The 21,818-nt window shown below is 61.4% G+C and carries 15 protein-coding genes and 1 other RNA gene; 12 read left to right on the top strand and 4 right to left on the bottom strand.

Annotation, left to right across the window (positions count from 1 at the left end):
* Positions 1-191 precede the first annotated feature (191 nt).
* The 7 genes from B1722_RS26720 to B1722_RS26690 all read left to right on the top strand — a co-directional run bounded on the left by B1722_RS26720 (position 192) and on the right by B1722_RS26690 (position 11,845).
* Positions 192-851 carry a GntR family transcriptional regulator gene (locus B1722_RS26720; protein ID WP_041067784.1) on the top strand — a complete coding sequence of 220 codons (660 nt, stop codon included), beginning with the start codon at positions 192-194 and terminating at the stop codon, positions 849-851.
* A gap of 2 nt (positions 852-853) precedes the next feature.
* A complete protein-coding gene (smc, locus tag B1722_RS26715) occupies positions 854-4,342 on the top strand; it encodes a chromosome segregation protein SMC (RefSeq protein WP_086794907.1) in 3,489 nt (1,162 codons plus the stop codon).
* 259 nt (positions 4,343-4,601) lie between these two features.
* Positions 4,602-5,465: a cell division protein ZipA gene (gene zipA / locus B1722_RS26710; RefSeq protein ID WP_027613270.1), complete on the top strand. Its 864-nt coding sequence runs from the start codon at positions 4,602-4,604 to the stop codon at positions 5,463-5,465.
* Between the two features lie 183 nt (positions 5,466-5,648).
* On the top strand, positions 5,649-8,006 hold the full coding sequence (gene ligA / locus B1722_RS26705) for an NAD-dependent DNA ligase LigA (RefSeq protein ID WP_086794906.1): 2,358 nt from the start codon (positions 5,649-5,651) through the stop codon (positions 8,004-8,006).
* Positions 8,007-8,257: 251 nt separating this feature from the next.
* Entirely contained in the window at positions 8,258-9,421 is a 1,164-nt protein-coding gene (locus B1722_RS26700) for a putative zinc-binding metallopeptidase (protein WP_086794905.1), read from the top strand.
* A gap of 147 nt (positions 9,422-9,568) precedes the next feature.
* An RNA gene (ffs, locus tag B1722_RS26695) (signal recognition particle sRNA small type) lies at positions 9,569-9,665 on the top strand.
* 230 nt (positions 9,666-9,895) lie between these two features.
* Positions 9,896-11,845, top strand: a complete 1,950-nt coding sequence (locus B1722_RS26690) for a hypothetical protein (RefSeq protein ID WP_086794904.1) — start codon at positions 9,896-9,898, stop codon at positions 11,843-11,845.
* Between the two features lie 38 nt (positions 11,846-11,883).
* On the opposite strand, the gene B1722_RS26685 is transcribed toward B1722_RS26690, so the two are convergent.
* The gene (locus B1722_RS26685; RefSeq protein ID WP_086794903.1) at positions 11,884-12,633 is read right to left on the bottom strand and encodes an ABC transporter substrate-binding protein; all 750 of its coding nucleotides are present in this window, start codon (positions 12,631-12,633) and stop codon (positions 11,884-11,886) included.
* A gap of 143 nt (positions 12,634-12,776) precedes the next feature.
* Here B1722_RS26685 and dnaX point away from each other — a divergent pair, with 143 nt between their 5' ends.
* From dnaX to B1722_RS26655, 5 genes are all read left to right on the top strand, one after another.
* Entirely contained in the window at positions 12,777-14,867 is a 2,091-nt protein-coding gene (gene dnaX, locus B1722_RS26680) for a DNA polymerase III subunit gamma/tau (RefSeq protein WP_041067805.1), read from the top strand.
* A gap of 67 nt (positions 14,868-14,934) precedes the next feature.
* Positions 14,935-15,273, top strand: a complete 339-nt coding sequence (locus B1722_RS26675; protein ID WP_003223337.1) for a YbaB/EbfC family nucleoid-associated protein — start codon at positions 14,935-14,937, stop codon at positions 15,271-15,273.
* A gap of 299 nt (positions 15,274-15,572) precedes the next feature.
* Entirely contained in the window at positions 15,573-16,607 is a 1,035-nt protein-coding gene (locus B1722_RS26665) for an NADP-dependent oxidoreductase (protein ID WP_086794902.1), read from the top strand.
* A gap of 66 nt (positions 16,608-16,673) precedes the next feature.
* Positions 16,674-17,276, top strand: coding sequence for a recombination mediator RecR (recR, locus tag B1722_RS26660; protein ID WP_007965550.1), 603 nt, complete (start codon positions 16,674-16,676; stop codon positions 17,274-17,276).
* A 209-nt stretch (positions 17,277-17,485) separates the two neighbouring features.
* On the top strand, positions 17,486-18,634 hold the full coding sequence (locus tag B1722_RS26655; protein WP_086794901.1) for an acyl-CoA dehydrogenase family protein: 1,149 nt from the start codon (positions 17,486-17,488) through the stop codon (positions 18,632-18,634).
* A gap of 108 nt (positions 18,635-18,742) precedes the next feature.
* On the opposite strand, the gene B1722_RS26650 is transcribed toward B1722_RS26655, so the two are convergent.
* The 3 genes from B1722_RS26650 to hemN form a co-directional block, all read right to left on the bottom strand.
* Positions 18,743-19,291, bottom strand: coding sequence for an adenine phosphoribosyltransferase (locus B1722_RS26650; protein ID WP_003223345.1), 549 nt, complete (start codon positions 19,289-19,291; stop codon positions 18,743-18,745).
* A gap of 78 nt (positions 19,292-19,369) precedes the next feature.
* Complete coding sequence (fnr, locus tag B1722_RS26645; protein ID WP_025110355.1) at positions 19,370-20,104, bottom strand: fumarate/nitrate reduction transcriptional regulator Fnr; 735 nt, start codon at positions 20,102-20,104, stop codon at positions 19,370-19,372.
* A 159-nt stretch (positions 20,105-20,263) separates the two neighbouring features.
* Positions 20,264-21,646, bottom strand: a complete 1,383-nt coding sequence (gene hemN / locus B1722_RS26640; protein ID WP_041067816.1) for an oxygen-independent coproporphyrinogen III oxidase — start codon at positions 21,644-21,646, stop codon at positions 20,264-20,266.
* Positions 21,647-21,818: the final 172 nt, after the last annotated feature.

Below are 21,818 nucleotides of genomic sequence, written 5' to 3'. Positions count from 1 at the left end.
TTTTCTGACTTAAAGGTCAGGAAAATCGGTTTTGTCGATTAACGCGTGCTCTATTGAGTATTGACCCTGAGCGGAACCACTGCTTTTTTGCTTGAATCGTGCCAAAAAGCGCCGTGCGGGCACTCCGCCATGCACGTGCATTTGCGCTACACTGCGCCGCTTGTGCAGATCGAAGAGTTTGAAGGACAACCATGACGTTCAAGGCGCCGGACAGCCTCGCCGAGCAAATCGCTCACCACCTCGCCGAACGCATCATTCGCGGCGAAATGAAGCCGGGAGAGCGCATTCAGGAACAGAAGGTCACGCTGGCCCTCAATGTCAGCCGCGGATCGGTCCGCGAAGCCTTGCTGATCCTCGAACGCCGCCACCTGATCGCGATCCTGCCGCGACGTGGCGCCCATGTCACCGAACTCACCGCGCACAAGGTGCAGAGCCTGTGCACGCTGATGAGCGAGCTGTACATCCTGCTCGGCAATGCGGTTGCCAACGGCTGGCAGACTCAGGCCGATATGGCGCCGTTCGTGCAGATTCAGCAGCGCCTCACCGCCAGCTACGAGCGTCAGGACATCCGCACCTTTGTCGACGACAGCTTCGCCGTGATGCGCGCTGCGTACCCGTTTGCCAACAACCCGTACCTGCAAGAGACCGTCGAGAACCTGCAGCCGGCCATGAGTCGCGCCTACTTCCTCGCCCTCGAACAGCGCAAGGCCGAAATGAGCGAGTTCCTCGAACTGTTCGAACGCCTGCTGGCCGCTGTGCTCGCCCGTGATTTGCCGCAGATTCGCATCGTGCTGACGGCTTATGCCCAGCGCAGCAGCGATCTGGTGGTCTCCGCCCTGACGGTTGCCTGAGCGTGCGGCTAAAGTGCATCAAACTGGCGGGGTTCAAGTCCTTCGTCGACCCGACCACGGTGAACTTCCCCAGTAACATGGCGGCAGTCGTCGGGCCGAACGGTTGCGGCAAGTCGAACATCATCGACGCCGTACGCTGGGTGATGGGCGAGAGTTCGGCGAAGAACCTGCGTGGCGAGTCGATGACCGACGTCATCTTCAATGGCTCGACCAGCCGCAAACCGGTGAGTCAGGCGAGCATCGAACTGGTGTTCGACAACTCCGACGGCACCCTGGTCGGCGAATACGCGGCGTACGCCGAGATTTCCATTCGCCGCAAGGTCACCCGCGACAGCCAGAACAGCTATTTCCTCAACGGCGCCAAGTGCCGCCGTCGCGACATCACCGACATCTTCCTCGGCACCGGCCTCGGCCCGCGCAGCTACTCGATCATCGAGCAGGGGATGATCTCCAAGCTGATCGAAGCCAAGCCGGAAGACCTGCGCAACTTTATCGAAGAAGCGGCGGGCATCTCCAAGTACAAGGAGCGTCGGCGCGAAACCGAAAACCGCATCCGCCGCACCCACGAAAACCTGGCGCGTCTGACCGACCTGCGTGAAGAGCTTGAGCGTCAGCTCGAACGCCTGCATCGTCAGGCCGAGTCCGCGAAGAAGTATCAGGAATACAAAGCCGAAGAGCGCCAGCTCAAGGCGCAACTGTCGGCCCTGCGCTGGCAGGATCTGAATGATCAGGTCGGCCAGCGCGAATCGATCATCGGCAACCAGGAAGTCAGTTTCGAAGCGCTGGTCGCCGAGCAGCGCAATGCCGATGCCGCCATCGAGCGCCTGCGCGACGGGCACCATGAATTGTCCGAACGCTTCAATCTGGTGCAGGGACGCTTCTATTCGGTCGGCGGCGACATCGCCCGGGTCGAGCAGAGTATCCAGCACGGCCAGCAACGCTTGCGTCAGTTGCAGGACGACCTTAAGGAAGCCGAGCGCGCGCGTCTGGAAACCGAATCGCACCTGGGCCACGACCGCACGTTGCTGCTGACCCTCGGCGAAGAGCTGGACATGCTCATCCCCGAGCAGGAAGTCACCAGCGCCGCCGCCGAAGAAGCCGCCGCCGCACTGGAAGATTCCGAGAGCGTCATGCACGGCTGGCAGGAACAGTGGGACACCTTCAACCTGACCGCTGCCGAACCCCGGCGCCAGGCCGAAGTGCAGCAGTCGCGGATCCAGCAGCTGGAAACCAGCATGGAGCGGCTGGCCGATCGGCAAAAGCGTCTCGCCGAAGAGCGCGATCTGCTTTCCGCCGACCCGGAAGACGCGGCGATCATGGCGCTCAACGAGCAGCTCGCCGAATCCGAAGCGACCCTCGAAGATTTGCAGACCAGCGAAGAAGCGCAGGTCGAAAAGCTTGAACAACTGCGTCAGGAATTGCAGCAGGCACTGACTGCGCAACAACAGGCGCAGGGCGATCTGCAGCGGCTCAACGGGCGACTGGCGTCGCTGGAAGCCTTGCAGCAAGCTGCGCTCGATCCGGGCACCGGCACCGCCGAATGGCTGAAGGAACACCACCTCGCCGAACGGCCGCGTCTCGCCGAAGGCTTGAAGGTCGAGGCTGGTTGGGAGCTGGCGGTGGAAACCGTGCTCGGCGCCGATCTGCAAGCGGTGCTGGTGGATGACTTCAGCGGCTTCGATCTGTCCGGTTTCACCCAAGGGGATTTGCGCCTGCTCAGCCCCGCCAGTGATGGCGTGCGCGTCGCGGGCAGTTTGCTGGATAAAGTCGAGGCGCAGATCGATCTGTCGCCATGGCTCGGCCAGGTCAAACCGGTCGACAGCCTCGAACAGGCGCTGGCCCTGCGCGGGCAGTTGAGTGCCGGGCAGAGCCTGATCAGTCGCGACGGTTACTGGGTTGGTCGACACTTTCTGCGCGTACGTCGCGCCAGTGAAGCCGAGAGCGGCATGCTCGCCCGTGGTCAGGAAATCGAGACGTTGCAGGCCGAGCGCGAAGAGCGCGAAGCCACGGTCGAAGCCATGGAAACCCGCTTGCAGACCTTGCGTGCGCAACAGCGTCAGCAGGAAAACGGCCGCGAACATTTGCGTCGCCTGCTGCAGGATGAAGCCCGCTCACAAGGTGAATTGAAAGCCCAGTTGTCTGCCGGTAAAGCCAAGGCTGAACAACTGACGCTGCGCCGCACGCGGCTTGACGAAGAGCTGATCGAACTCGGCGAGCAGCGCGAGCTGGAACACGAACAGGTTGGCGAAGCGCGCATGCAATTGCAGGAAGCGCTCGATGCCATGGCGCTGGACACCGAGCAGCGCGAGTTGCTGCTGGCCCAGCGTGACAGCCTGCGCGAACGCCTTGATCGCGTGCGTCAGGAAGCCCGCCAGCACAAGGATCACGCCCATCAACTGGCGGTGCGTCTCGGTTCGCTGCGTGCGCAGCACGATTCCACGCGCCAGGCGTTGGAACGTCTGGAGATGCAGGCCGAGCGCCTGAGCGAAAAACGCGAACAGCTGAGTCTGAATCTGGAGGAGGGCGAGGCACCGCTGGAAGAGCTGCGCCTGAAACTCGAAGAGCTGCTCGACAAGCGCATGACCGTCGACGAAGAACTGAAGACCGCGCAGATCGCGCTGGAAGACGCCGACCGCGAACTGCGCGAGGCGGAAAAGCGCCGGACCCAGGCCGAGCAGCAATCGCAACTGATCCGTGGTCAGCTCGAACAGCAGCGCATGGAATGGCAGGCGCTGACCGTGCGGCGCAAGGCGTTGCAGGATCAATTGCTCGAAGACGGCTACGATCTCAATGGCGTGCTCGCGACATTAACGCCTGAGGCCAGTGAACGCGCCGCCGAAGAAGAACTCGAACGGATCAATGCGCGGATTCAGCGCCTGGGCGCGATCAACCTCGCGGCCATCGACGAATACACGCAACAATCCGAGCGTAAACGTTATCTGGATGCGCAGGACGCCGATCTGGTCGAAGCATTGGAGACCCTGGAAAACGTCATTCGCAAGATCGACAAGGAAACCCGTAACCGCTTCAAAGATACCTTTGATCAGATCAATGGCGGTTTACAGGCGCTTTTCCCGAAAGTTTTCGGTGGCGGCAGCGCGTATTTGGAACTGACGGGCGAAGATCTACTCGATACAGGGGTGACGATCATGGCGCGGCCGCCAGGAAAGAAGAACAGCACCATCCATTTGCTCTCCGGCGGGGAAAAAGCCCTGACCGCGCTGGCACTGGTTTTTGCGATCTTCAAATTGAATCCGGCGCCGTTCTGCATGCTCGATGAAGTTGACGCGCCACTGGATGACGCTAACGTTGGACGCTACGCACGATTGGTTAAAGAGATGTCGCAGACCGTGCAGTTCATCTATATCACCCACAACAAGATCGCCATGGAAATGGCCGATCAACTGATGGGCGTGACGATGCACGAGCCGGGTTGTTCGCGACTGGTTGCAGTGGATGTCGAGGAGGCGATGGCGATGGTGGATGCCTGAGTCAGCGTGGTGTCGGAAGGGTATGAGTAGTCTGTAGGACTTTTTTACCGACTTCGACTTGCTGGCCAATCGACATATTCGCGCGAGCCAATGTGACAGACGGTGTAAAGTTGTCTTTGGTCGTGCTAGTTTAATGTCAATTTTTCGTATACGTGGGCAAAACGCCTGTCAGAACATAGAGTTGGCGCCACGTTTTAAAGCGGTTTGCACAATGTAAACCCCTTATTTTTCAGCATTTTTTATAGAGGCACGGGATTACATGGAAATCGGTCTGCGCGAGTGGCTGATCGTCATCGGCATCATTGTGATAGCCGGTATTCTTTTCGATGGCTGGCGCCGTATGCGCGGCGGCAAGGGAAAACTGAAATTCCGTCTTGACCGAAGTCTGTCCAACCTGCCGGACGAGGACACCAGCGCTGAGCTGTTGGGCCCGGCCCGCGTGCTGGATACGCATAAAGAGCCGCAACTGGACGAACACGACCTGCCGTCGGTGAGCATGCCGGCCCGCGAAGCACGCGAGCCTCGCGAATCCGGTTCGAAGCGTGGCAAGCGCGGCAGCAACGGTCCGGCCCAGGGCGACCTGAACCTTGATCTGGATCTGGACGGCGGCCCGAGCTTCAGCAGCCGTGATGATGACTTCGTCGACGACAGCAAGCCTGCGCCAGCGGTGGCCGACAAGGATCAGCCGCAAGCCGAAGAAGTCCTGGTAATCAGCGTGATCTGCCGCGACGCCGCCGGCTTCAAAGGCCCGGCCCTGCTGCAGAATATTCTGGAAAGCGGTCTGCGGTTTGGCGAGATGGATATTTTCCACCGCCACGAAAGCATGGCCGGCAACGGTGAAGTGCTGTTCTCCATGGCCAACGCGGTCAAGCCGGGGATCTTTGATCTGGACGACATCGACCATTTCAGCACCCCGGCGGTGAGCTTCTTCCTCGGTCTGCCAGGCCCGCGTCATCCGAAGCAGGCCTTCGACGTGATGGTGGCGGCAGCGCGCAAGCTGTCCCAGGAGCTGAACGGCGAGCTGAAAGACGACCAGCGTAGCGTGCTGACCGCGCAGACTATCGAGCACTACCGTCAGCGCATCGTCGAATTCGAACGCCGCGCCCTGACCCAGAAGCGCTAAGGCCAGAGCGCAGTTGTGGCGAGGGAGCTTGCTCCCGCTCGGTGGCGAAGCCGCCGTGATTTTGGGGCTGCTGCGCAGCCCGGCGGGAGCAAGCTCCCTCGCCACAATGTCCATAGCCCTGAGCCACTGTGATTTAGAAATTGAGCAGCCTCGGCTGCTCTTTTGCTTTATGAGAGAACACCCATGACCGCCGCCAAAAACCGCATTCTAGAGCTGCGCGCTGAACTCGATCAGCACAACTACCGGTACCACGTCCTCGACGAGCCGAGCATTCCGGACGCCGAGTACGACCGGTTGTTCCACGAGCTCAAGGCGCTGGAGGCGGCCAATCCCGAACTGATCACCAGCGACTCGCCGACCCAGCGTGTCGGCAGCGTGGCGTTGACTGCATTCACCCAGGTGCGTCACGAAGTGCCGATGCTCAGTCTCGGCAACGCCTTCGAAGAAACCGACATGCGCGAATTCGACCGCCGGGTGACCGAAGGTCTGGATCTGCCGGCCGGTGATCTGTTCGGTGGCGGTGCGGCGGTGGAATACAGCTGCGAGCCGAAACTCGATGGCCTGGCGGTCAGCCTGCTGTATCAGGACGGTGTGCTGGTACGCGGCGCTACCCGTGGCGATGGCACCACCGGTGAAGACATCAGCGTCAACGTGCGCACGGTGCGCAACATTCCGTTGAAGCTGCATGGCGAAGGCTGGCCGGCGACTCTGGAAGTGCGTGGTGAAGTGTTCATGTCCAAGGCCGGTTTCGAGCGCCTCAACGCCTCGCAACTGGAAGTCGGCGGCAAGACCTTCGCCAACCCGCGCAACGCCGCGGCCGGTAGCCTGCGCCAGCTGGATTCGAAGATCACCGCCAACCGCCCGCTGGAATTCTGCTGCTACGGCATCGGTCAGGTCTCCCACGATATCTCCGATACTCACATCGGCAACCTCAAGCAGTTGCAGAAGTGGGGCCTGCCGATCAGCCACGAGCTGAAGCTGGCCAAAGGCATCGGCGAGTGCCTGGATTACTACCGCGACATTGGTGAGCGACGTAACTCGCTGGCTTATGAAATCGACGGTGTGGTGTTCAAGGTCAACAGCATCGCCGATCAGCGTGAGCTGGGCTTCCGTGCCCGCGAACCGCGCTGGGCGATTGCGCACAAATTCCCGGCGATGGAAGAACTCACCGAACTGCTCGACGTGGAATTCCAGGTCGGTCGCACCGGCGCCGTCACCCCGGTGGCACGGCTGAAACCGGTCAAGGTGGCTGGCGTCACCGTGGCCAACGCCACCTTGCACAACATGGATGAAGTGGCGCGCCTGGGCCTGATGATCGGTGACACCGTGATCATCCGCCGCGCCGGAGACGTGATCCCGCAGGTGGTGCAAGTGGTCACCGAGCGTCGCCCCGAGAATGCGCGTCCTGTAGCGATTCCAGAGAACTGCCCGGTCTGTGGCTCCCATGTCGAACGCACGCAACTGGTCAAACGCAGCAAGGGCAAGGAAACAATCAGCGAAGGCGCGGTGTACCGTTGCGTTGGCCGTCTGGCCTGTGGTGCGCAACTGAAGCAGGCGATCATTCACTTTGTCTCGCGTCGGGCAATGGACATCGAAGGCCTTGGCGACAAGAGCGTCGAGCAACTGGTCGACGAAGGTCTGGTCAATTCGCCGGCCGATCTGTATGCGCTGAAGTTCGACGACATTGTTGATCTGGAAGGCTTCGCTGAAGTCTCCAGCAACAAGCTGCTGGCGGCGATTGAAGACAGCAAGCAGCCGGGGTTGGCGCGTTTCATCTACGCCCTTGGCATTCCCGATGTCGGCGAAGAGACGGCCAAAGTCCTGGCGCGCTCGCTGGGTTCGCTGGAGCGCGTGCAACAGGCGCTGCCACAGGTGCTGACCTACCTGCCGGACATCGGTCTGGAAGTGGCGTACGAGATTCACAGCTTCTTTGAAGATGCGCACAACCAACAGGTGATCAGCGAGTTGCTGGGGCATGGCCTGCAGATTCAGGATCAGGGCGATCTGGGCGCCGAATTTGCCGCCAGCACCACCCTCGGCGGTCTGCTCGACAAACTGCACATTCCCTTTGTCGGCCCGGGCGGCGCGCAGAAACTGGCAGACAAGTTCGGTTCGCTGGACGCGGTGATGAATGCCGACTGGCTGGACATGCGCCAGGCGCTGCCGGAGAAGCAGGCCAATTCGGTGCGCGAGTTTTTTGCTGTGGCCGAGCATCGGCAGATTGCCGAAGCGGCGGAGAAACAGCTGCGTGATTTCGGCATGCATTGGCTGAGCGAGAAGAAAGTCGTCGAAGGCTTGCCGCTGTCCGGCGAAACCTGGGTGTTGACCGGCAAGGTCGAGCTGATGAGCCGCGATGTGGCCAAGGAACACCTGGAAAGCCTCGGCGCCAAGGTCGCCGGCTCGGTATCGGCGAAAACTCATTGCGTGGTCGCAGGGCCCGGTGCCGGCTCGAAACTGACCAGGGCCAATGAGCTGGGCGTGAAGGTGATGGACGAAGAGGCGTTTATCGCGTTCCTCAAAACCCATGGCATTTCTGCCTGATACAGTTTTGTTCGGCAGTCTGCTTTTGTGGCGAGGGAGCTTGCTCCCGCTCGGCGACGAAGTCGTCGCAAAACCACCATCCTCGGTGTTTCAGGATAACTGAGGTCGCATGGTTTTGGGGCTGCTTCGCAACCCGGCGGGAGCAAGCTCCCTCGCCACATCGGCAGTGTCACTCAGCAGTTGCGCTGTATTCGGGAACATTGTTGACTTCAGGATGATCTAGTCTTGGCAAGCCCCAGGGAGAGATCGTCATGTACCGCTTTTTCGAGCAGCTCAGTTCTCGCATCGTCGCGCCGTTCATGGGCGAATCTTCACGCAATAGCAAAATCTGGCCGTGCCGCTGCGGCCAGTCGCTGTTCTTTCGCAACAGCCAGTGCCTGGCTTGCAGCGCCATGCTCGGCTATCAGCCTGAAGCAAGTCGCCTGACCTCGCTGCAGCCCGGGCCGCAGGACGGTAGCTGGACACTCGATGCCGATCCCGACGCCGGATTGTTTCGTCGCTGCGCCAATCTCGACACCCCCGCCGCCTGCAATTGGCTGCTGCCGGATAACGGCCGCGACAGCCTGTGCGTCGCCTGCAGCCTCAATCGCACCATCCCCGACCTCTCGGGGCCGGAAAACCCTGAGCGCTGGCGCAAAGTCGAAATCGCCAAGCGCCGGCTGGTGGCGCAACTGATCACCCTCGGGCTGCCGGTCATCCCGAAAACCGTGGATGAAGAGCGCGGCCTGGCCTTTGATTTCATCGGCGTCGACCTCGAAGGCAACGCGCCAATGACCGGCCACGCCAACGGCTTGATCACCCTCGACATCAAAGAGGCCGACGACGCCCACCGCGAGCAGGTGCGGGCGGCGATGCATGAACCTTATCGCACGCTGCTCGGGCATTTCCGGCATGAGGTCGGGCATTATTACTGGGATCGTCTGATCGCGAACGGCCCGTGGCTCGAAGCCTTCCGCAACCTGTTCGGCGACGAGCGCGCCAGTTACGCCGAAGCGCTCGACCGTCACTATCAACAGGGTGCACCGTTGGACTGGCCGCAACATTACGTCAGCGCCTACGCGACCATGCACCCGTGGGAAGACTGGGCCGAGACCTGGGCGCATTACCTGCACATGATGGACGCGGTGGACACTGCGCTGGGTTTCGGCATGAGTGCACGGGAGATGGACTTCGACTATCAGCCGTTTCCACCGAGCACGCTGTATGACCCGGAGCACCCCGGCGGCGCGGCGTTTCTGTCGTTCGTCAATGCGTGGATCGAACTGGCGGGCATGCTCAACGAGCTGTCACGCAGCATGGGCCAGCCGGATTTCTACCCGTTCGTGCTGCCGGCGGCGGCGATTGCCAAGTTGCACTTCATCCATCTGGTGATCCAGCAGGCGGGCGGCAAGGCGGATGAGGTGCTGACCCTGTAGGAGCTGCCGCAGGCTGCGATCTTTTCAGGCTCAGCGCATGTCCTTGAACCCGTTCATATTTTTTATCTGAAACCAACGGTTGTAACTTCATCTCAGATAGGTACAATGGCGCGGCTCGCCGACAGGTGAGTGTCGTTATGGTGACCCCATCGGTCCCCCCGCAACGATTACCCGTGAACCTGGTCAGATCCGGAAGGAAGCAGCCACAGCGGGAACATTGTGTGCCGGGGTGTGGCTGGTGGGGTTACCACCTTAACGAACAAAGAACGCTTCAACAGAACTGCATGGGTTTCGCCCACTGCGGTTTTTTTATGCCCGCGATTTGAGCTTTCACGCCGGCTCCCTGTGGGAGCGAGCCTGCTCGCGAAGGCAGCCGCCCCGATGCCTGTTCAGCCACCAAGGTTGAACAGTGGCATACTCCACCGTCTTGCTGCGCGCGCCGTTGACAAGTTCGCGCCCTGGCTACGAGGTTGTATGCACCCGGAACATCACGATTTATCCACCGCCGTTTATTTGCCCGTGACGGACGAGACCTGCGCGAGCCTGTTGCAGTCCGATGGCGTGACAATCCTCGACACGCTGACAGATGCGCAGCTGGCCGCCGTGCTGGTCATCCAGAATCTGGCTCAGGCCACCGAAAAGGATCTCACCGCCGCAGCGGCGGAGAAGGTGCTGGCGCGCCTGATCGCCTGGGCGGTCGATGGCGGGGCAGCGCTGCTGTCCGAGGCGCAACGGCTGTTCGACCCGCGCCAGTTGTACTTCGGCCTGAACGCCATCAGGGGATTGAATCTGCGTTTGCTGTTGGCTGACGAGGTGTCGGCGCAGGATTACCTGCTGCCCGATGGCAAGTGGGATGATGAGTTCAAAACGCGCCACCACGCGGCCAACAATCCGTTCAGCCAGCAGATGATCAGCCCGGCACACCGCGAGCGCTGGCTCAGCGCCGCACAAGACAAACTGGTCAGAACCTTCCGCGCCAACCTCGATGAAGACCTGCACGTGCAAGGCTACGCCGGGATCGGCAAGAGTCATCTGATCGGTGCCTTGACCGAGTGCCTGGACCCCGGGAAAACCCTGTTGCTGGCACGCACCCCGGAAAAACTCGCGACCCTGTGCCAGCGCATGGGCGTTGTCAGTGAACGCAAGCCCGGCATCACCTTTGAGGCGTTCGCGCGCGGGCTGATTTATGGGCGCAAGCCACAGCCGGCAAGCGCCGCTGGCCGGGTCGCGAGCAAACAGAGTCTGGCGCAGGCGCTGAATATCCTGGGCTTTCGCGAGCACGATGCGCAACGCACCCTGAGCGTCTGTCTGGAAACGCTCGAGCGCTATTGCCATTCCCGGGACTACAGCCTGTCGGCGCATCATCTGCCGCATTTCAAGCTGTCGCTGTCCAGCCTTGAGTCCAAGGTGTTGCTGGAGTATTCGAGCCGCGTCTGGACTTACCTCGAGGCCAACCCGGCGTGGGGCCGGCAGAGCGGCTTCGAAGCCTTGTTGCTGATCAAGCGGGCAAGCCTCGCGGGTTGCGTGGTGCCGCCGCGTTATACCCACGTGCTGATCGACGAGAGCCAGGACATTCCTGCGTCGCTGCTGCAGATCATCGAGCGCGGCCGGCAGGTGCTGATCACGCTGGGCGATGAGTATCAGCACGCCGAGCGTGATCTGGTGAAAAGAAAGCGTGAAGTGCGCCAGAGCGATATCACCTACTCGGTGCGTTCGGGGCGCAACGTCGAGCGTCTGGTCAATCCGCTGATTTCCCGGCACTCGGAGAAGAGCAAGGTGCCGTTCGAAGGCGCGCGTGAAGCTGACGTCGGCATCGAGTTTTATCCGCAGGGCTTTGTCCCGCCCGAAGGTTGCGTGGTGCTGACGGCGTCCCCTTGGGACACCATGAAGTGGGCGATGCAGCTGCACGATGCCAATTGCCCGTTCAGCTTTGCCGACATGAAAGCGCAGCGCGACCTCGAACACTTCATGACCAGCGCCATCGAGTTGTTCAAGGTCGATTACTACAGTTCCACGCACAGCGAGAAGGGCCCGCATCGCTATTTCAGCGACGTGCCGAAGTGGCAGCAGGTGCGCGAGGCCAACCAGTACGACGAGGCGTTTCTGTGGGTCGAGGCCGAGCTGGAGAAGGGCTTCAAGGTGGCTGACCTGACCCGGCTCAACCGGATGATCGGCAGCCCCGGCAAAAGCTGCCTGTTGATGCAGGCCCAGGAGGCGGGCGGCATGGAGTTCGACCGCGTTCTACTGACGCCCGAGCTGCTGACCAACGTGCAGTTCAAGGACGCCTACGCGTTCGATCAGCGGATCTGCGCCGTGTACATCGCCATCTCCCGCGCCCGGCAGCAGCTTTATCTGCCGTACGATGTGGTCGAGTGGATCGAATTTCACGACTACCAGAAATTCCGCGAGTCGCACGGTTACTGAATAATTCTCTGTGGGAAATGTCCCCCCAAAAAAAGGAGTTACGGGGTGGTTTCCGAGGATCCGGTATACAACCGGATGATGTCATCAATCTCCCCCGACATTTTCATCCGCAGCAACGTGCGCAGGATCCGCTGCACCGGCACCTGCGGGTCATTCCTCACATAGCAGCCGACATGCTGTTCCTGCAGCACCGCCACCCCCTGCAGTTGCTGCGTGGGCAGCAGGCGCTGATTGAACCAGTCCAGTGTCCATTGATTGCTCACCGCATAGCGATAACGCCCGGCCAGGAGTTTTTCCAGCACTTGTTCCTGATTGCGCGCGTCGTCGCGTTGCAGGTGGTCGGCGTCGAACAGCGGCTGCAGAGTCGGGTAGGTGTAGCCGAGCACGGTGCCGATCGATTGCCGGGGAAGGCGGGCGGGATCGACGTGGAGCGGTTGATTGTCGCGGCTGATCAGCAGATCGCGCTGAAACAGCAGCGGGAGGCTCCAGATGTAGTCTCCGGACTGATTCGGCAACCATGATTGTGCGGCATAGCAGCGCACGTCGACTTCACCGTGTTCCATGGCGTTCTGCACCCGGGCGCGCGGCAGCACATGGAATTCGGCCGGCACGCCAACCTGTGTCGCCAGGCTGAGCATGATGTCGTGGAGAATGCCCTGGGTGGGGCGGCCGTGCTCGATTTGCACCATCGGCATCGCCCAGCTGTCGGCCACGACGAAGCGCAGCGGCGGTTCGGCGGCGTTCACGCTCAGACTGATCCCCAACAAAGCTCCCAAGGCCCAACGCATAAATGCTCCGATGAGTCCCGACCACGAGCGAAATTTCCTCGCCAACAGCAGCTTAGCCAGATTAGACGAGCACACCGGATGCAATTTTGCCCTTGCTCCGCTAGCATTAGCCGCTTCAGCTTCCTTCGTTGCGACGGTTTTCGATGAGTTATCAGGTTCTTGCACGTAAATGGCGTCCGCGCTCGTTCCGCGAAATGGTCGGCCAGACCCATGTGCTCAAGGCTCTGATCAATGCCTTGGACAGCCAGCGGCTGCACCACGCGTACCTGTTCACCGGTACCCGCGGGGTCGGCAAGACCACCATTGCGCGGATCATTGCCAAATGCCTGAACTGTGAGACAGGTATCACTTCCAGCCCCTGCGGCGAGTGTTCGGTGTGCCGCGAGATCGATGAAGGGCGCTTCGTCGACCTGATCGAGATCGACGCCGCGAGCCGGACCAAGGTCGAGGACACCCGCGAGCTGCTCGATAATGTGCAGTACGCGCCGAGCCGTGGGCGCTTCAAGGTCTACCTGATCGACGAAGTGCACATGCTCTCCAGCCATTCCTTCAATGCGCTGCTGAAAACCCTTGAAGAGCCGCCGCCGTACGTCAAGTTCATCCTCGCGACCACGGACCCGCAGAAACTTCCGGCAACGATTTTGTCGCGTTGCCTGCAGTTCTCGCTGAAGAACATGACGCCCGAGCGCGTGGTCGAGCATCTGACCCACGTCCTGGGCGCCGAAAACGTGCCGTTCGAAGACGACGCGCTGTGGCTGCTGGGCCGCGCCGCTGACGGCTCGATGCGTGACGCCATGAGCCTGACCGACCAGGCCATCGCCTTCGGTGAAGGCAAGGTATTGGCCGCCGATGTGCGGGCGATGCTCGGCACGCTGGATCACGGCCAGGTCTTCGACGTGCTGCACGCACTAATCGAGGGCGATGCCAAGGCGTTGCTTGAAGCCGTGCGTCACTTGGCTGAGCAGGGGCCGGACTGGAATGGCGTGCTCTCGGAAATTCTCAACGTGCTGCACCGTGTCGCCATCGCCCAGGCCTTGCCTGAAGGTGTCGACAACGGTCATGGCGACCGTGATCGCGTATTGGCTTTGGCTCAAGCGCTGCCGGCCGAAGACGTGCAGTTCTATTACCAGATGGGCCTGATCGGCCGCCGCGACTTGCCGCTGGCGCCGGACCCGCGTGGCGGTTTCGAGATGGTGCTGCTGCGGATGCTGGCCTTCCGGCCGGCGGATACGGCGGACGCCCCGAGGCAACCGCTAAAGCCAGTGGGGATCAGCCAGGCCACAGTTGATTCCGCAAACTCCGTGGCTGCCGCGCCCAAGCCTGCGCCGGTGGTCGTTGCGGCTGTTGCGCCAACACCAGCGGCGGTTGCTGCGCCGGCACCGGAGCCAGCGCCTGTGGTGACCGCCGCGCCGGCACCTGCGCCGGAAGCAGAACCAGAGCCAGAGCCAGTCGCCGAAGCGGTGGTCGATCTGCCGTGGAACGATCCGGTCGAACCTGAGCCGGAACCCGCACCTGTGCAGCAACCGGCCGTCGAGCCGGTACTGGAAACCGCCAGCGAGCAGCCCGAATTGCCGCCGATGCCGCTGCCGACCCCGGACAGCGTGGTGCCGGATGCGCCGGAGTGGGCCGCTGCGCCGATTCCCGAACCGTCGGTCGCCGACGTCGATGCCGCCACGCCGGGCATGGACCTCGACGACGAGCCGCCGCTGGACGAAGACTACATCGAGCCGGACATGGATTCGGCCTACAGCTACCTCGACGACCTGGCCAGCGAGCACACCGCCGAGCCAGCCCCGGAACCCGAGCCGGAGCCTGCCGCCGCGCCAGCCACCGGTCTGGCGTTGCAATGGCTGGAGCTGTTCCCGCAACTGCCGATCTCCGGCATGACCGGCAGCATCGCCGCCAACTGCACGTTGATCGCGGTCGATGGCGACCATTGGCTGATGCACCTGGACCCGGCGCACAGCGCACTGTTCAACGCCACGCAACAGCGGCGCCTGAACGATGCGCTGAACCAGTTCCACGGTCGCACGCTGACCCTGACCATCGAGCTGATCAAGCCCGAGCAGGAAACCCCGGCGCAGGCCGCGTCCCGTCGCCGGGCCAACCGTCAGCGCGAGGCGGAGGAATCGATCCACGGTGATCCGTTCATCCAGCAGATGGTCCAGCAGTTCGGTGCGGTCGTGCGACACGATACTATTGAACCTGTCGATGCCTTGGTCGCCCAAGGCTAATAACTGAGGGCGTTCGGCGTTAAGCGCCGGGCGCTGTTTTGATCCAAGTACTTTTGAGGTGATTCCCATGATGAAAGGTGGCATGGCCGGCCTGATGAAGCAGGCGCAGCAGATGCAGGAAAAAATGGCCAAGATGCAGGAAGAACTGGCCAACGCCGAAGTCACCGGCAAGGCCGGTGGCGATATGGTCACCGTGGTGATGACCGGTCGTCACGACGTGAAAAGCGTCAGCATCGACCCAAGCCTGGTTGAAGGCCTGAGCGAAGACGACAAGGAAATGCTCGAAGCCGTGGTCGCCGCCGCCGTCAACGATGCCGTGCGCAAGATCGAAGCCAACAGCCAGGAAAAAATGGGCAGCATGACCGCCGGCATGAACCTGCCAGCGGGGATGAAATTGCCATTCTGATTCGCCATCGTGAGTTGGATGAGCTACACAAAATGCCAGGCATCGCGTCTGGCATTTTTGTTTCCGTTTCTCGGGCGTTCGGAATTCGTTTGTGGCGAGGGAGCTTGCTCCCGCTCGGCGACGAAGTCGTCGTAAACCCTGAAAACCCGGTATACCTGAAAGAAAGCAGGGGGAGCGCTTCGCACTCCAGCGGGAGCAAGCTCCCTCGCCACAGGCGTCTGTAGAAACATCGAACGCTGTGATGCCACCAAGGTCTGCTCCCTATACCCCCGAATTCATCATTCACAGGAGACGCTGACATGTCCGACCCTCTGACTCTCAATCAACGCTTTGTGCTCGCTTCGCGCCCGGTCGGTGCGCCGACCCCGGAAAACTTCCGTCTGGAGCGCGAAGCGTTGCCGGATCTCGAAGACGGCCAGGTGCTGCTGAAAACCCTGTACCTGTCGCTGGACCCTTACATGCGCGGACGCATGAGTGACGCACCGTCCTATGCCGCGCCGGTACAAATCGGCGAAGTGATGACCGGCGGGGCTGTCAGCCGAGTCGAGGATTCGCGTCATCCGAAATTCCACCAGGGCGATCTGGTGGTCGGCCTCACCGGCTGGCAAAGCCACAGCATCAGCGACGGCCGCAACATCATGCCGATTCCGTCCGGTCTGCCGAGCCCGTCGATGGCGCTCGGCGTGTTGGGCATGCCGGGGATGACCGCGTACATGGGGCTGATCGACATCGGTCAGCCGAAAGAAGGCGAAACCCTGGTGGTGGCTGCAGCGTCCGGTGCGGTCGGTTCAGTGGTTGGTCAAGTGGCAAAGATCAAAGGCCTGCGCGCCGTGGGTGTGGCCGGTGGTGCCGACAAATGCAAATACGTGGTCGAAGAGCTGGGTTTCGATGCCTGCATCGATCACAAGGCGCCGGACTTTGCCGAGCAACTGGCCAAGGCCTGCCCGAACGGCATCGACATCTATTACGAAAACGTTGGCGGGCATGTGTTCGATGCCGTGGTGCCGCTGCTCAATCCCAAGGCGCGGATTCCGCTGTGCGGGCTGATTGCCGGTTACAACGCCACTGAAGCGCCGCAGGGCCCGGATCGTCTGCCAATGCTGCAGCGTACGTTGCTGACCAAGCGTGTGCGGATTCAGGGCTTCATCGTGTTTGATGACTACGGCGACCGTCAGCCGGAATTCATCAGCCACATGGTGCCGTGGGTGCGCGACGGCAAGGTGAAATTCCGCGAAGACGTGGTGGAAGGTCTGGAGCAGGCACCCGAGGCGTTTATCGGTCTGCTGGAGGGGCGCAACTTCGGCAAACTGGTGGTAAAGGTCGCCCAGGACTGAGCATTTGACGCTGACCGGAGGCGCGGGTATAAACCGCGTCTCGTTGTTTTGTCGGACTTCTTACCCATGAGCTTCAGCCCTTTGATTCGCCAACTGATCGACGCCCTGCGCACTTTGCCGGGCGTGGGTCAGAAAACCGCCCAGCGCATGGCGTTGCAGTTGCTCGAGCGTGATCGCAGCGGCGGCACGCGCTTGGCCCAAGCCTTGAGCCAGGCCATGGAAGGGGTGGGTCACTGCCGTCAGTGCCGCACGCTGACCGAAGACGATCTGTGCCCGCAATGCGCCGACACGCGCCGCGACGACACGCTGCTGTGCGTGGTGGAAGGGCCGATGGACGTGTATGCGGTGGAGCAGACCGGTTTCCGTGGACGCTACTTCGTGCTCAAGGGCCACCTGTCGCCGCTCGATGGTCTGGGGCCGGAAGCCATCGGAATTCCGCAGTTGATGGCGCGCATTGAAGAGGCCGGCACCTTTACCGAAGTCATCCTCGCCACCAACCCGACGGTGGAAGGTGAGGCGACCGCGCATTACATCGCCCAGCTTCTGGCCAACAAAGGCCTGATCGCCTCGCGGATTGCCCACGGTGTGCCGTTGGGTGGGGAGCTGGAGTTGGTGGATGGCGGGACGCTGGCGCATTCGTTTGCCGGGCGTAAACCGATTTCCCTCTGACAGGTGTATCGCCTGATCTGGCCCCATCGCTGGCAAGCCAGCTCCCACAGTGATTTCGGTCGTTCACAAATGTTGTACACACTAAAGAAACCTGTGGGAGCTGGCTTGCCAGCGATGGGCGCACCTCGATTTGGCTGATTCACACAATTGTGTTGAAAACCAAGCAAGCGCTCGGTTAACGTCGGCCAACCCTTTGATGGAGTTCGCCGATGCCTGCCTTCCAGGAATACTTCGACCCCAGCCACCAAATGGTTCGCGACAGCGTCAGACGTTTCGTCGAGCGCGAGATCCTGCCGGACATCGACGCGTGGGAAGAAGCCGAAGGCTTTCCCCGTGAGCTTTACCTGAAGGCAGGGGCGGCGGGGATTCTTGGCATCGGTTATCCCGAAGCGCTGGGTGGCAGCCACGAAGGTGATCTGTTCGCCAAGGTCGCCGCCAGCGAAGAACTGATGCGCTGCGGTTCCGGTGGTCTGGTCGCGGGCCTCGGCTCGCTGGATATCGGCCTGCCACCGATCGTCAAATGGGCCCGGCCCGAGGTGCGCGAGCGCGTCGTGCCGCAAGTGCTCAGCGGCGAGAAAATCAGTGCGTTGGCGATTACCGAACCCGGCGGTGGTTCCGACGTCGCCAACCTGCAAACCCGCGCCGTGCGTGACGGCGACGTTTATTGGGTCAGCGGCAGCAAGACCTTCATTACCAGTGGCGTACGCGCCGACTTCTATACCGTCGCCGTGCGCACCGGAGCGCCGGGTTTCGGCGGCATCAGCCTGCTGTTGATCGAGAAGGGCACTCCCGGCTTCACCGTCGGCCGCCAGTTGAAAAAAATGGGCTGGTGGGCCTCGGACACCGCTGAGCTGTTCTTCGACGATTGCAGGGTGCCTGTGGGCAATCTGATCGGCGCCGAGAACATGGGCTTCGCCTGCATCATGGGCAATTTCCAGAGCGAACGGCTGGCGCTGGCGCTGATGGCCAACATGACCTCGCAGCTCGCGCTCGAAGAAGCGCTGAAATGGGCGCGCGAGCGTGAAGCATTCGGCAAGCCGATCGGCAAGTTTCAGGTGATCAAACATCGGTTGGCCGAAATGGCCACGGCGCTGGAAGTATCGCGCGAGTTCACCTATCGGCAAGCGGCGAAAATGGCGGCGGGGCAGAGCGTGATCAAGGAGATTTCCATGGCCAAGAATGTCGCCACGGACACCTCGGACCGGATCACCCGCGAAGCGGTGCAGATCCTCGGTGGCTTGGGTTACATGCGCGAGAGTCTGGTGGAGCGGCTGTATCGGGATAACCGCATTCTGTCGATCGGCGGCGGGACGCGGGAGGTGATGAACGAGATTATCAGCAAGCAGATGGGGCTTTGAATCTTTGGTGAGGCTACTGGCCCCTTCGCGAGCAAGCTCGCTCCCACAGGAGAATGCATTCAACTGTGGGAGCGAGCTTGCTCGCGAAGGCGGCCTGAAGGGCGCTACTTATTTATCGGTCAAAGCAAACTGCGTCAGGCAGAAGGTAGGGATGCCCATATCTTCCAGACGCTGCGACCCACCCAGCTCCGGCAGATCGATAATCGCCGCTGCCTCATGCACCCGCGCGCCCATGCGGCGAATCAGGTTGGCCGCTGCGATCAGCGTGCCACCGGTGGCAATCAAGTCATCGAACATCACCACCGAATCACCTTCGCACAGGCTGTCGGCGTGGACTTCGAGGAACGCTTCGCCGTACTCGGTTGCGTAACCTTCGGCCAACACGTCCGCCGGCAGTTTGCCTTGCTTGCGGAACAGCACCAGCGGCTTGTTCAGTTGGTAGGCCAGCACCGAACCGATCAGGAAACCGCGCGCATCCATCGCGCCGATGTGGGTGAAATCGGCTTCCACATAACGGTGGGCGAAGCTGTCCATCACCAGGCGCAGGGCCTTGGGCGACTGGAACAGCGGGGTGATGTCGCGAAAGATCACGCCCGGTTTCGGGAAGTCGATCACGGGGCGGATCAGGGATTTGATGTCGAAGGAGTCGAAGACCATCGTCGAGGTGTCCTGGCAGGGCTGCAAACGGCGCAGTATACCCGCGGCTGAAACGCTTCGCTCAACCGCGGATCGAGATCAACCTTCGAGCGAGCCGCCGGCCAGGGCGCAGAGCTGGATCGGGTCGAGGATGTGGATCTCTTTGCCCTCGGCGGCGATCAGTTCGTTCTGCTGGAAGCGCGTGAACACTCGCGATACGGTTTCCACCGCCAGGCCCAGGTAATTGCCGATTTCGTTGCGCGACATGCTCAGGCGGAACTGGTTGGCCGAGAAACCGCGAGCGCGGAAGCGGGCCGACAGGTTGACCAGGAACGTGGCGATGCGCTCGTCGGCGGTTTTCTTCGACAGCAACAGCATCATTTGCTGGTCGTCACGGATCTCGCGGCTCATCACCCGCATCAGTTGCCGGCGCAGCTGGGGCAGTTGCAGGGCCAGTTCGTCGAGGCGTTCGAAAGGAATTTCGCAGACCGAGGTGGTTTCCAGCGCTTGGGCCGACACCGGATGTTTCTCGGTGTCCATGCCGGACAGACCGACCAGTTCGCTCGGCAGGTGGAAACCGGTGAGCTGTTCTTCGCCGGTGTCGCTCAGGCTGAAGGTCTTCAGGGCGCCGGAGCGTACTGCATAAACGGAATCGAAGGTGTCACCCTGGCGAAACAGGAACTCACCCTTTTTCAACGGGCGACCACGTTTAACGATTTCGTCCAGCGCATCCATGTCTTCCAGATTCAGAGAAAGTGGCAGGCAGAGAGGGGCCAGGCTGCAATCCTTGCAATGGGCCTGGTTGTGAGCGCGCAGTTTAACTGGCTCGGACATTTCTTAAATCCTTGTGGGAAAACACACATAAGCCGTAAGGGTAACCCACGGGAGGACATTCAGGCCAGTCTGGGGCGAGATTGCCCTGCGGGCATAAGGCCGCAGGGCAAACAAAGACACGGGGCATTCGCGATACATCGGTTTCATGAGCAGGACGTTTCAGATCACCCGCGAGAAGCGCTGGCGGTTCTGTTGTTCCAGGTACGCGTCGAACACCATGCACACCGAACGCACCAGCAGGCGTCCGGCCGGCAACACTTCGATGCGCTCGCGCTCCAGCTTGATCAGCCCGTCGTTGGCCATGCCCTGCAGTTGCGGCCACAGCGCGCCGAAATAACCCTGAAAATCAATGTTGAACGCTTGCTCGATTTCGGCGAATTCCAGGCTGAAATTGCAGATCAGTTGCTGGATCACCGCGCGGCGCAGGCGATCGTCGGCATTGCACACCAAGCCCCGGCTGGTCGCCAGTTGCGCGGCGGCGAGGGTGTTCTGGTACTGGTTCAGATCGCTGTTGTTCTGGCAGTAGAGATCGCCGATCTGACTGATCGCCGACACCCCCAGACCAATCAAGTCGCAATGGCCGTGAGTGGTGTAGCCCTGGAAGTTGCGCTGCAGGGTCTGTTCTTCCTGGGCAATCGCCAACTCATCGTCGGGCAGGGCGAAGTGATCCATGCCGATGTAGCGATAACCGGCGGCGGTCAGTTGTTCGATGGTGCGCTGGAGCATTTGCAGTTTTTGCGCAGGGCTTGGCAGCTCGTGGCTGTTGATCCGCCGCTGTGGCATGAAGCGCTCCGGCAGGTGCGCATAGTTGAATACCGAGAGCCGGTCCGGTTGCAGGCTGATGACTTCCTCGACGGTACGCGCGAAATTCTCCGGAGTCTGCTTCGGCAGGCCGTAGATCAGGTCGATGTTGATCGAGCGAAATTGCAGGGTGCGCGCCGCGTCGATCACTGCACGGGTTTCTTCCAGGCTCTGCAGGCGATTGACCGCCCGTTGCACCGCCGGATCGAGGTCTTGCAGGCCGATGCTGACCCGGTTGAAACCCAGTTCACGCAGCAGGCCCATGGTCGACCAGTCGGCCTCGCGCGGGTCGATCTCGATGCCGTAGTCGCCGGAGTCATCATCCAGCAGATTGAAGTGTTTGCGCAGGTGCGCCATCAACTGCCGCAGCTCGTCATGGCTGAGGAAGGTCGGGGTGCCGCCGCCGAAGTGCAACTGCTCGACTTTCTGTGCCGGTTCCAGGTGACAGGCAATCAACTGGATTTCCTGTTCCAGGCGTTGCAGATACGGCTGTGCCCGCCCGCGATCCTTGGTGATGACCTTGTTGCAGGCGCAGTAGTAGCAAATATTCGCGCAGAACGGCACATGCACATACAGCGACAATGGGCGCAGCGCCTTGCGACTTTCGCGCAGGGCGTGAAACAGGTCGAAGGTGCCGACCTGGCTGTTGAATTGCACGGCGGTCGGATACGAGGTGTAGCGCGGCCCCGCCAGGTCGTAGCGGCGGATCAGATCAGTGTCCCAACGAATGGCGTCGAGCATGCGGGCATTCCCCCGGATAGGCTGGCAGTGTGGCGAGTCTATCGGGGTGCGACGACGGGGCTGTTGATTTGCATCAACGGCGGATTGGTAGTGACTGCTTTTGTGGCGAGGGAGCTTGCTCCCGCTGGACTGCGCAGCAGGCCCCTGGTTTGTTGTCAAATCGCGAGGGGGC

It is taken from the genome of Pseudomonas sp. SCPG-7 (assembly GCF_002156405.1).
In the GTDB taxonomy this organism is placed as follows: Bacteria; Pseudomonadota; Gammaproteobacteria; order Pseudomonadales; family Pseudomonadaceae; genus Aquipseudomonas; species Aquipseudomonas parakoreensis.
This window is presented reverse-complemented; position numbering and strand designations above follow the sequence as displayed.